The 12,333-nt window shown below is 51.6% G+C and carries 9 protein-coding genes; 4 read left to right on the top strand and 5 right to left on the bottom strand.

Features of this window, described 5'->3' with window-relative positions; genetic code table 11:
* Positions 1-17: 17 nt before the first annotated feature.
* The 5 genes from SH451x_RS03600 to SH451x_RS03580 all read right to left on the bottom strand — a co-directional run bounded on the left by SH451x_RS03600 (position 18) and on the right by SH451x_RS03580 (position 6,813).
* Positions 18-1,589: an EF-hand domain-containing protein gene (locus SH451x_RS03600; protein WP_479361033.1), complete on the bottom strand. Its 1,572-nt coding sequence runs from the start codon at positions 1,587-1,589 to the stop codon at positions 18-20.
* 309 nt (positions 1,590-1,898) lie between these two features.
* Positions 1,899-3,359, bottom strand: a complete 1,461-nt coding sequence (locus tag SH451x_RS03595) for an MlaD family protein (protein ID WP_479361032.1) — start codon at positions 3,357-3,359, stop codon at positions 1,899-1,901.
* Complete coding sequence (locus tag SH451x_RS03590; RefSeq protein ID WP_479361030.1) at positions 3,356-3,961, bottom strand: paraquat-inducible protein A; 606 nt, start codon at positions 3,959-3,961, stop codon at positions 3,356-3,358. Before SH451x_RS03590 ends, SH451x_RS03595 begins: the two co-directional genes overlap by 4 nt.
* Positions 3,958-5,463: a PhoPQ-activated pathogenicity-related family protein gene (locus SH451x_RS03585; protein ID WP_479361028.1), complete on the bottom strand. Its 1,506-nt coding sequence runs from the start codon at positions 5,461-5,463 to the stop codon at positions 3,958-3,960. The genes SH451x_RS03590 and SH451x_RS03585 overlap by 4 nt, the downstream gene beginning before the upstream one ends.
* Before the next feature lie 210 nt (positions 5,464-5,673).
* Positions 5,674-6,813 (bottom strand): ATP-binding cassette domain-containing protein, encoded by a 1,140-nt coding sequence (locus SH451x_RS03580; RefSeq protein ID WP_479361027.1) that lies wholly within the window; start codon positions 6,811-6,813, stop codon positions 5,674-5,676.
* Between the two features lie 245 nt (positions 6,814-7,058).
* Between SH451x_RS03580 and SH451x_RS03575 the strand changes: the two genes are divergently transcribed.
* The 4 genes from SH451x_RS03575 (at position 7,059) to SH451x_RS03560 (ending at position 12,332) form a co-directional block, all read left to right on the top strand.
* Positions 7,059-8,255 carry a hypothetical protein gene (locus SH451x_RS03575; protein WP_479361026.1) on the top strand — a complete coding sequence of 399 codons (1,197 nt, stop codon included), beginning with the start codon at positions 7,059-7,061 and terminating at the stop codon, positions 8,253-8,255.
* A 5-nt stretch (positions 8,256-8,260) separates the two neighbouring features.
* Positions 8,261-9,445 carry an ABC transporter permease DevC gene (gene devC / locus SH451x_RS03570; RefSeq protein ID WP_479361025.1) on the top strand — a complete coding sequence of 395 codons (1,185 nt, stop codon included), beginning with the start codon at positions 8,261-8,263 and terminating at the stop codon, positions 9,443-9,445.
* 12 nt (positions 9,446-9,457) lie between these two features.
* Positions 9,458-10,645: an FtsX-like permease family protein gene (locus tag SH451x_RS03565; RefSeq protein WP_479361024.1), complete on the top strand. Its 1,188-nt coding sequence runs from the start codon at positions 9,458-9,460 to the stop codon at positions 10,643-10,645.
* Between the two features lie 115 nt (positions 10,646-10,760).
* Complete coding sequence (locus tag SH451x_RS03560) at positions 10,761-12,332, top strand: sulfatase family protein (RefSeq protein ID WP_479361022.1); 1,572 nt, start codon at positions 10,761-10,763, stop codon at positions 12,330-12,332.
* Position 12,333 lies beyond the last annotated feature (1 nt).

Genomic DNA, 12,333 nt, shown 5'->3' with positions numbered 1-12,333 from the left:
GCTAGTTTAGACAGCGTCTACTTTTTTACACGAAACGCATAGTATTCCGAGACCGAAATCTGACCGTCGCCATCGGCGTCGACTTGGGAAAACACTCCCTCGCTTGAGCTCCACTCGTCCACGGTAATCCGAGAGTTTTTATCGGCGTCCATACGTGACATTTTGCCGACGATAAACTTCACCCAGCGTTCTTCTGCTGCCGGCGGCAGACCGTCCATACTGAAATCGCCAGCAGTTGCAGCAACGCTCGGAGAGCTAGTGGAGGTGGTTGCGCTAGAGGTACTGGCGCCACGCCCGCCCCCTCGGACCGCTCCATTGCGAATTGCAGCCAAGCATTCTGCTGCGGTGATAAATGCGTCGTCGTTCAAGTCAAACATCTTGAATTCAGCTTCGAGATCTGCCGTCCACTTGCTAGCAAACTCAGACATCGCGACTTGACCGTCACCATTCTGGTCTTCGCGTTTGAACCAATCTGGCAAACCTTCGACCTTAGATCCACCAGATGTCGAGATACGATAGCTAGCACGATCTTGCCAAATCGCATCTGGTTTTTCTTCGATCGGTGCTTCCATTCCCATACCGCCTTCCCCCATACCCGCCCAACGCTCCGCTCTGGCTTGACGCGGATCCGCGGCTGCTAGCGAATTACCGCCGCTAGCAGCCTGATTTTCACGGATGCGAGCGAATCGCACTGCAAGCTCGTTGACTTGCAATTTCCCATCTTGGTTTCGATCGTACTGAATTGGGTTATCGTTCCACCGCCCGCGACGCAATTCGTCTTCGTCGAGTGCGCCGTCGTTATTGCGGTCATAGCGAGTAATCCGCTCGGCAGCATCGCGCTGATCAATCTCTTGTACGTTAACAGTAAAAATCTCGCCGCTTTTTCCAAAACCGGGCGGAAGAGAAAGTGGTTGCTCAAGCCCAAATCCTGGTACGAGCGGTTTGTCTTCAATGGGAACGCCTTCTTCCTCGTCGCCTCGTCCGCCCCAGCCCCCAGGACCGCCGCCGCCACCGCCACGCGCTTGCTCCATACCTTCGGTAACGACAGAAATTGGAATTGGTTTGCTCGTATCGATCTTGGGGTTGCTCTGCGCCATGCGATCGATCATGAATTTCGCGGGACCTTGCATTTCGTCCAAGTCGATCAAGCCATTTCCGTTGGTGTCCATCCGAGAAATAAACGAAGACGAATCGAAGCCACCGCGGCCGCCTCCTCCGCCGCCTCTTCCACCGAAACCACCACCGCCAGGTCCGCCGCCAAAGCCGCCGCCACCGAAACCACCACCGCCAGGTCCGCCGCCAAAGCCGCCGCCACCAAATCCTCCTCCGCCGAAGCCGCCTTCGGCACCGCCGAACCCGCCGCCACGTCCGCCGAAACCACCACGACCGCCGCTTTCTCCGCCGCGATCGCCACCTCGGTCTCGGCCTCCACGCCCTCGGGCACCGCCTTCTTCACCGCCCCAACCGCCTCCGGGCGGCTGGGCATTCGCGGTCAGCGACAAAGCTCCGCCAACTAACGCACCACACACAGCAGCAGTCTTAGCAAAGGCAAGAACTGGTCGGACGATGGTTGAAATGTGATTATGCATAGTTTTATTACTCCGCCATTGAGGCGTGAGGTCGGTTGCTACGAATCGTAACAGATGCCAATATTGTAGTCTGATCTGGCTCGAGCGACGAATTTACGTCCACCCGAGAATCGTCAGTCAGATTCTTGTTCCTACGTTCGCCGGCAAAACCAGCGTGATCAGGGCAATCGAACGTTCGCTCGAACCCTAAAACTTCACACGATCCTACGATTTGGGATCTGAGCGCATTCCTTCCGAACCCGCTGCGGTCGCAAAAGTTCCGCTAGTCGCCTCCGCGAACTTCAAGTCCCACGCCACGATTACCCTCGGCTACTTTGCAATAGTGATCGATTTAATCGCGGCCTGGTCGCTTTCAGGATCTGCTACCAAGACTCCCACCACCGATTTGCTCGACACCCGTACGATCGCTGCTCCATGAAGCGGCTTGGGCAAATTCATGATGTCTTGGACAAAAATACCGTCTTTAGTCAATCGGAGGCTCGACATTTCCAGCGGGATATACCGTTGATCGCCCTCACACAGCAAGAGAATTTCGTCCTCTCCGATCGCGGAGAATTCTGGCGTAGAAAGACGCTCGGATGGCCATCCCCCTCGGTCTCTTGGAAAATCAGCTACTTTCGCTCGGACTACAGCGGCTGTTTTAGGGGCCTCAACTTTCACTTCCCCGATAGGCCAAGATTTGCCTGCACAATCGAAAGTCACGGAGTCGGCAACTGCGTCCTCGGGTACACGAAATAGATCCGCTGGTCCAACCAAACTTCCATCATCCAGCGGAAGAACCCATCCCACAGTTTGATGCGAGCTCTTAAATCCGTAAAAGGAAGTCTTCCAGCTGAGCGCCGCAAGTTGTAACGGAGGAAGTATATCTAGCTCCAAACGTGACGCCGCCCCGGCCGGAATCGGGGTTTGCCATTCAAGCCATTCGTCTTCTGGTTTTTCAAACAATTCGAAGCGATGCCCAATTACCACCGCCTTGCCTGGCGGCTCAGGCGTTGCAAATTCGACCCCACCTACAGCGATGCTGGAGAGTGTCTGTGCCTGAAGTGCGATTCCGCGAAACCCCATATCCATCTTCACTCCGCTAACGTTCCAGAATCGAGTGTTGTCGCGGATCAGTGAACGGTAGTCAGCCTTGATCGACGCTGCAATCCGCACCCACCGCGAATCTGGCGAGAGCCCTATCGACTGCACTCGGCCAACTTCCATGCCGCGGTAAAGTATTGGTGCGGAAGGCTGCAGCCCACTTAAGCTTTTTGCTTCCAACACCACCTCAAGCGCATCACCTGGCAACTCAGTCGCCGGCGGACTGGCAAGCCCGACAAACTCTAGTTCAGGCTCCGCTCTCCGACGCGATGGATCAACGGCGATGTATTGTCCCGAGAGAATCGTGTCTAAGCCGCCGATTCCTCGAACGGTTGCTTCAGGTCGCACCACCCAAAATCGAGTTCCTTGCGATGCGACCAAACTCGCCTCTGGGTTCAACCTTGCCACCACATCAACTGAATCCAGGTTGGAAGTCAGTCGAATACTTGTGACAGTCCCCACGCTCACTCCCCGATGACGCAAGGAATCACCAACTTTAAGTCCCGCGCCGTCGGGAAGCACGATCTTTATCTCAAGCCCTTCTTGCTTCATCGAAAGATAGGTGACGGTACCTGAGATTAAAACTGCGATGAGCGCAATCCAAATTACAAGTCCGGGAACGCCGCGACTTGGCACACTCGGCTTCTTTAGTGCTTGCGGCAACGAATCTGTATTATCTTCCGTCATCGTAACGCATCCTTCGACCAAATCCCGTGTGGATTGAATGTTAGTGAGGCAAGCATGTTGCAAACCACGCAGAGTGCAAAAACAATTACTGCGGGACCAAACTCGAATTCGACTAGTTCGCCGACCTTGACCATCATGACCAGTAAGGCTAGCAAGAGCACATCCAACATTCCCCATCGCCCCACCGCTTCCACAAAACGATAAACCCAAGCACGATGATGGTGTTGAGATAGCTGGAGGACGGTCAGTTCGAAAATCCCTAGCAGTTTTACCAGTGGCAACACGATCGAAAAGACGAACACAACCGTCCCGACAAACCAGTTTCCATGTTGAAACAGTTCCCAAGTCCCACTCAGGAGCGAGCTTGTGAAATGCTGACCAAACTGCTCGATCTTCAATATCGGGAGCAAAATCGCTGGGAAATATAGAATCAAAGCTGCTAGCGCAAACGCCAAAGCTGGATCACGCGACCAATGTTTGTAGGCTCGATCCGGCAGGTGGGAAAAACATCTTGCGCAGTAATTCGCACCTCTACCCATTTTGTCAATGCGTTGTATTTGTCCACAGCAGTGGCACGCTTGAAGATCCGTTGTGGTTGTCATTTGCCTTCAAGAATCGTAATGTTCGTCGTAAAGTAGGCCGGCGCACGGTCGTTGGCAGTTACTACTTCACCATAAAACGCAACGTACCCATCCGACTTCCGACTGACCTGTGCCGTGTATCCTCGCCCCTCCGTCTCAAACATTGGTTGAGCTACCCAGACGGCCGAACGAAAATCCTTTGTTGTTGACCGAGCAAGCCACATTTGAACTTTGGAAACCGCGACATCAGTCCGCAGAGAGAGACTGCCGTTGGCCCCCACATTCTCTGTAAAGGACCATTCAAGATTTGGCAATGGTTCATCCGCAGTCCGACTGCGATGAAGGGCGGCTAGGCTGCCGATCAACCTCTCATAGTCACGAATCTGATGGCCTTGATTGGGCGTGTAGGTCAAGAATTTTGGCCCTTTCAAATCGGGCCAATACATGTTGCAGGCATCTAAAGTCCAGTAGCGATCATTCGTTCCAAAAATCAACAGCTTCGGTTGCTGCAAAAGCTCCCTGTAAGCATAAGGATCGACAATCGATTGTAATAGTTGCCCACGAGGCGAGGACAAATACTTCTGAAGATTCAATTCTGTGTAATCGTTGATTTCGTCACTGTAATCCCCCCAGGAAGCTAACTGGTGTTCCATTTGCTTTGACATGTTCAGCATATCGATCACGATAGGTGCAAACGCATCCACCCGAGAATCAACAGCGGCAGTCAACCAAGTCGTCCACCCCCGTTTGCTCGCGCCTGAAACAGTGAATCGCTTGACGTCAATTCCGAATCGGTTCGGAATCTCTTTCTCAACAACATCCATACAACGGACCGCAGTCTTGACCATGGGCAACAAGAGAGGCCATTCTTCCCCTTCTCCCATCAGATATCGGCGAAACGTCTCGGCAATAATTTCATCTTCATAACGGCCATCCAAAATCGGCTGAAATGGCACCTGTTCGATGATTGCAACGGGAGCTCGAGCGGCAAACGCTAACTTGCTCAACAGCGAATATTCTCTTGGCAACCCAACGTGCTGCGGAGGCTTTTGAGCCCAATCACCTTTCCAGGATCCGCCGGCAATAAACAGAATCGTCGAATCGCCTTCGACTTCCCATTTTTCATCGTTCAATTCGGAAGCCGGGCCCGCCGACGGTGTTGCTTGCGGCACCAGAATCCACAGAACATGCTTCCACGGTATTCCTTGCCAAGTTTGCGACGTCAAATTGTAGCGTAGCCAAACACAATTTTCGGCATCGCCACTTTCTGCCAACTCGTATCCGAACGAATTGTCAACTTTGGCAATGTATTCTTCGAGTGCCGACGAATACTCCGTTGCTTGCCCAGCAACCCCGCGAATGGGCGGCGCTTCTGCGACTGTCTGCGCTGACAACTTGGTCGACAAAGCCGAACTGCTGGAAGCAAGTAACATTGCCGCGAAGACTAAAGCCGACTTTATGTTGCGTAAGGAAATCGTCGACGGTTCGGCGTCAAACCGATTCGCTGTGGTAGTAAGGCCCATGTTAATACTCTTCGATGCCGCGAAAGACCGTGTTCAGGCAAAATGATATGACAACGGCCACATCAGTGCAGACTATTAAACGATCAACGCCACAATAAGTCCACCGGCCGACTTGCCAGAACTCTACCGATTTGGTGGTTTCGCGCTGGCATTCATTTAAGATACCAGCGTAAAGAAAGCTCTCGAAAACGCGGCATTCAGCGTACTGTGTTAGCGATCGAACACGCTGTAGCGAACTTCTTCTTCCAGCGTTACAGACTTCGCCATCGCAGCTTGGAAGTCAGCTTTATCGAGATAATAGAGGCTAGAAGGTTCAAGCGCTTGTACGGTCGCGTTCCTCAATTGGCCGGTCAACAAAGCTGTCTCACCAAAATGCTCACCTTCAGTTAATTCGGTGAGTTGGCCCTGACCTTGGCGTTGGATTCCGACGCGTCCCGAACGAATCAAGAAGAATCTGTCTCCGACGTCGCCTTCTCGAATTATGATTTCGCCAGCTTCCACTTTCTTCTGCTTCATCTGATCAGCAATCGACACCAAGTTGCGAGGAGTAATTCCCGCAAAGACAGAGCAGGTCGCCAACATACGCGAAATCATCGCCGCTTCACGAACTAGCACGTCGCTTCGAATTCGTCCGTCAACCAAATTGACGATACGATCCGCAACGTCCAAGATGCGGTTATCGTGCGTCACTAAGATGATCGTTGTACCTTCTTGTTTGGCCAATCGCTGGAAGAGTTCGACGACTTGACGCCCGCTTTCTTCATCCAGCGCCGCCGTCGGTTCGTCAGCTAGTACAAGGCGAGGGCGATGGACTAAGCCGCGGGCTATCGCAACTCTCTGTTTCTGGCCACCGGAAAGCTGTTTTGGCTTGTGGTTGAGACGATGCTCTAAACCGACAGAACACAACATATCCTGTGCTATTTTGGTGTTTTTACGCATTCCATTCTGGGGATGGGACAGCTCCAGAGCCATTCTCACGTTTTGCGTGGCGGTCAGCGAATCGAATAGGTTATGCGATTGAAAAATAAATCCAATTTCTTTCCGCACAACATTGAGGCGAGCGTCGCTCGATGCGGCCAAATCGTTGCCAAGTACAAAAAGCTTTCCATCCTGGACTCGCCGCAATGTCCCAATCAGCGTGAGAAGTGTCGTTTTTCCGCTACCGCTCGGGCCCGTCATGATGATGATTTCGCCGGGACCAACCACCAAATTTGAGTCGAACAGAACTTGCTTTCGCAGCTCTCCTTGACCAAAGTAATGTTGCAATCCCATTGCGTGCACAACCACTTGCGTCTGATCAGACGCTCCAGGGGTTAGGACCGATGGCATGGATTCTTCGACTTGCGGCATCAATTCACATTTGGTGGAAAATTAGACTTAGCGGTATAGTCACTACGACCCCTACTTCTGCCGCAGTCCGACGACTGGAACGATTGTAATTACTCGTTAGCGACGTTTTCTTGGGAACATGTTTAGCTTTAGAGTACGTTGTAGCAAAGCCTTTGGCAAAATTTTAAACCAATTTTGAATCATTCTCGATCTGCTGATGCATGTTCCGTTTATGCCGCACGAAATCCTATTTCAAAAGCAGAACCATGCATTTTGAGAAGTCGATGCACGCTTTAAAATCACTCATTACGGTCACGTACGTGTTCTTGGTGCTCGCATGGACTTCCGGCTGCAAGCAAACGGACAGCCAGAATGGTGGGCTAGATGCCACTCAGCCGGCGATTGCGGCCCGACAGATCGCGGCTCAGGGCCGGCTACTTCCAGCGTCAGGCATTATTTCTCTATCAGCCCTGCCGGGCGACCAAGTTGAATCGGTCCTTGTTCGCAGCGGACAACAGGTCTCACAAGGCGATGTATTGGTCGTCATGCGTTCCAATCGTTTGCGCCAGATCGAACTCGAAGCGGCCGAAACACGACTTGCTGAAGCGCGTGCACAGTTGAAAGCAAAACAAGTCGAAGTACAACTGGCGCTCCATTCCGCTGATCTGAAAGTTGAGCAGGCGAAGATTGCTGAACAACAAACAACCAAGCAGTTGGAACTGATAAAGGGCAGTAAGAATCAGCTCGACATGCTTCAGAGCCAAATAGCTCGATTTCGACGCCTGCGCGAGAACACGAATACGCGAGCAATGATCGGCCAAAGCGAGATCGATGTAAAAGAAATCGAGCTTCAGCGTGCTACGCAAAACTTTAACCAAGCGGTGCTCACGGGCGAACAAGCTGTTCAAACTGCCAGTTTAGGCATTCGTCTTGCCGAACAAGCCCGCTCAGCAGCAACCGAAAATGTTCAGCTTGTCGAAAATTCGACATCGATCGAATCGCTCGAAAAGCAAATCGAACTGCTGCAACTTCAGCTAGACCAAACTCGTATCATAGCTCCCAGCGACGCCACAGTTCTCGCTGTGCATGCAGCCGTTGGCGAAACCGCCGGTCCAACTCCAATCCTCGATATAGCAAACCTGTCGAGTATGGTATGCGTCGCCGAAGTTCACGAAGCGGATGTTGCTAGGCTTGCCGTCGGTTATGCCGCAGAAATGAATTCAGCCGCTCTTCCGACTCAGCTGCAGGGAACAGTTTCTCAAATTGACCCCCTAGTCGGCTCGCCGCAGATGAGGCTTCCGAATCCACTCGCCCGAACCGACTTTCGCGCCGTGCCGGTGCGCATCAAGATAGCCAATGATCAACAATCAATTGCCGCTGGGCTTGTTCAGTTGCAAGTAGACGTCACAATCACGCCGACACCGATCCAACGCCCTGAAACCGCAAATTCATTGAAACAGTGATTCGAATGCGACTTTCGCGAACGCCACTTTCAACGCTAAATTTATTGGCGGTTCCAGGACGAGCGGCCGTATGGATTGCTGGCGTAGCCTTCGCTCTTCTGCTGATCTTTGTCCAGCTTGGCTTTCGCGGCGCCGTCGCAAACACGGCGACTATTGTCTATGGAAAGCTTGAGTTCGATCTTGTGTTGAGATCACCCGAGTATCTGCACCTCTACGAGACTCGTACGTTCCCGCGTCAATGGATGGAACTGGCACAGACACATCCAGACGTCGAATCGGCTTCACCATTTTATATAATGCTGAACCGTTGGCAGAGTCCGCAGGACCTAAAGTACCGCGGCATAGCCATGATGGGAATGGAACGAGACAAACCAGTACTTGCGATACCCGAAATCGACCAACAGCTGAATTTGCTAGGCAATCCAGACTGGGTCTTGATAGACCGAGCGACGCGTAAAGACTTTGGCCCCAAGGACGGCAAAAGCTTTGGCAACGATGATATCGGAGTACGAAGCGAGCTTGGTGGTCGCGAAGTTATGATCGCAGGCAGCTTTGAGTTAGGCACTGGCTTGGCAACCAACGGCGCAGTCCTCCTTAGCGACATTGGATTTGCACGCCGTGCTCCAATTGATCTTCAGAAGGAAGTGCATCTCGCGCTGATCAAAATTAAGCCCGGCGTCGATCCGCAAGAAGCAGCCAACAGCCTGCGACAGTATTTAATTCAACGCGATCCACAATCAGCCGATGTGATCCAAGTCATGTCCAGAGCGGATGCAATCGATTGGGAGCATCACCATTGGCTCAGCGAGACACCGATCGGCATTATATTTCAGTTGGGCGTCTTTCTATCGATGATTGTTGGCGCAGCGATCGTGTATATGGTTCTTGCGAATGAAGTCGCCAATCGGCTCAGCGAATACGCGACGTTAAAAGCCATGGGTTATACGCAATGGGCCGTTTCCGCCATTATCCTTCGGCAAGCTTGGATGCTCGCCGGACTCGGATTCATCCCAGCGTTTTTAATGGCACAGCTACTATACTGGACCACTGCGATGCTGGCCGATTTGCCAATTTTCATGACAGCCCCTCGGGCAGTAGGCGTGGCTATACTTGCATACGGAATGTGTACAGTGAGCGGTTTGTTGGCGATTCAGAAACTTTCAAGGGCCGAACCGGCTTCACTTTTTTAGCGGAAACGAAACGTGTTTTCTGTCCAGCGAAAAACGCCTTTGGCGTGGCAAAACCTCACCACCAGTTGGCGAAAACTGTTCCTCGCCAGCTGCGGCGTAGGCTTTGCCGTTTTGCTCATGTTTTCGCAAATCGGCTTTCGCAACGGCCTCTTTGACAGCACGGTACAAATCGTTCGGATACTTGACGCCGATCTGTTCATAATCAGTAAGGCTCGTTACACACTTTCGAGCGAACAACGTTTCGATGGTGCGTATCTTAATCGAGCGCGCACGATCAACGGCGTCCGTCGAATTCAACCGCTGTATGTTGGTCGTGTTGGCACCGAGCTGCGCGTCATCGGAAAGCCATCTCGTTCGATTCGTGTTATCGGTGTTCCGTTGGAAGGTCAAGTCTTTAATAGTGAAAGCATGGACGCCAAACGAGAAGCGATACGAAAAAATGGAACAGCCTTGCTCGACAACCGGACCAAACGCATGTATGGACTTGAGCGACGCGACCTCGAGCGACTCAAGAAACAAGCAGTGGAACTTTCTGACAAAACAATCAACTTGGTTGGCTTTGTCGAAATTGGAACAGACTTTGTCAATGATGGCACTTTGGTAATGTCCAGCCAATCTTTTGCTGAGTATTTCCCATTTCGCGACGGTGTAACATCCGATCCTTTAGCATCAGTCGACATTGGCATGGTGCAACTTGCCCCGCGTGCGAATATACGAAATATTCAGTCGGAGATTGAAAGCATAGCGCCCCAACATTGGGAAGTGATGACCAAGCAGGAAATAATTGATCGAGACATCCGGTTTTGGGGACAGTCAACTCCAATCGGGATCATCTTTACCGTCGGGACAGTGATGGGGCTCGTCGTAGGAACAATCATTTGTTATCAAATTTTGTTCACAGAAATTTCTGACCACATCGCTGAATTTGCAACTCTTAAAGCGATGGGTTACCCGCCGTTGTTTTTCTTTCGGTTGATCATGACACAATCGATGTATCTGACGCTGTTCGGATTCATACCGGCTTCTACATTGACCGTTTTGATGTTCTGGGGAATCAGCGAGACGACAGGGCTAATTATGATTCTTACCCCCGCACGAATCGCTACCGTCTTTGTTCTGACGTTGCTCATGTGCTTGACAGGCGGAGCTCTCGCGGTCCGCAAGTTGGTTTCTTCTGATCCAGCGAGCTTGTTTAAGTAACCGTATGAGCTCTTTCAGTAGTGGTCAGACGCACTTACCATAGTCATAATGCAGTCAAGCTGTCCGTGGGATTTTCCCCATTGATGTCAATTCTATATCGCAGGCGGTTAACAGCATGAGAAACTATGACGTCGTATTTAAAATCATCGCGATGGCTTGGCTGACGCTTTCGCCAATTTCGTTGGCATTTGCAGCAGATCCCGAGGCGGTTGCCACAGCCTCAAAGAAGCAGCCCAACATCCTCTTCATTTTCGCTGACGACATGACTTGTCAAGCGATCAGTGCCTACGGTGAAAAGCGAAAGCTGCTTCAAACCCCCAACATGGATTCGCTCGCGAGCAGCGGCATGAAATTTAACCGATGCATGGTGACAAATTCTATCTGTGGACCAAGTCGAGCAACCGTTCTGACCGGCAAGTATTCTCACCTGAATGGTTTTTATAACAACGCGAATAGCCGTTTTGACGGAAGCCAAGTGACGTTTCCGAAGATGCTTCAATCCACTGGTTACAACACTGCGATCGTTGGAAAATGGCACTTGGAGTCAGACCCGACGGGCTTCGACTATTGGCATATCTTGCCGGGGCAGGGAGTCTATTACAATCCGCCGATGATCGATAACGGCAAGCGCGTTAAACATGATGGTTACGTAACGGACGTAATCACAGACCTAACAATAAATTGGCTAGAAAATCGCGATCAAGAGAAGCCTTTCATGATGATGATGCAGCACAAAGCGCCTCACCGTGAATGGGAGCCAGCTCTGCGAGATCTCGGTTGGAACGGAGACGCTTCTTTTGCAGAACCCGATACACTGTTTGATGACTTCGACGGCCGCGGCCTCGCGATTCGCGACCACGACATGGGCATTGCTAATACATTTGGTGATCGAGATCTCAAACTGGTTCCTCCGCCGCAGCTCAACGACGAACAACGCAAGGCATGGGACTCCTATTATGGACCTCGCAATTCAGATTACCGAAAGTCTGCCCGGACGGCAAAGGAGGAGGTACAGTGGCGGTATCAACGCTATATGCACGATTACTTGGCGTGCGTTAAAGCTGTCGATGATTCGATCGGTCGCGTCCTGAAGTATCTAGATAGTAATGGTCTAGCGGACAATACAATTGTAATCTGTACCTCTGATCAAGGTTTCTTTCTTGGCGAGCACGGCTGGTTCGACAAGCGTTGGATCTTCGAAGAATCTGCACGCACTCCGCTGATTGTTCGCTGGCCAGGAGTTGTCTCACCTGGCTCCCAATGCGATGAACTTGTTTCCTTAATCGACTTTGCACCCACATTTTGCGAGCTGGCCCAACTCGAACCAGATCACTCGATGCAGGGACAATCGCTCATTCCACTTCTTCAAGGAAAATCCCCCGAGGACTGGCGTGATTCTCTCTACTACCACTATTACGAGTTCCCGGTTCCACATCGCGTTCGCCCCCACTATGGCTTGATCACTGACCAATACAAGCTCGTACACTACTACGCGCCCGACGTCGACGAATGGGAACTTCTTGATAGAAAAACGAACCCCGAAGAGACGAAGAACTATTTTGAGGACCCAGCGTACAGCAAAATCAAAAGCGATCTTCTAAAACAGCTCGCACTTAAAAAGTCGGAAGCGAAAGACACTGCCCCCACGCCCGCGGAAGCCTATGGAAACCAACGATTTTCCGAATAGA

The organism is Njordella aestuarii, from assembly GCF_056494165.1.
This window is presented reverse-complemented; position numbering and strand designations above follow the sequence as displayed.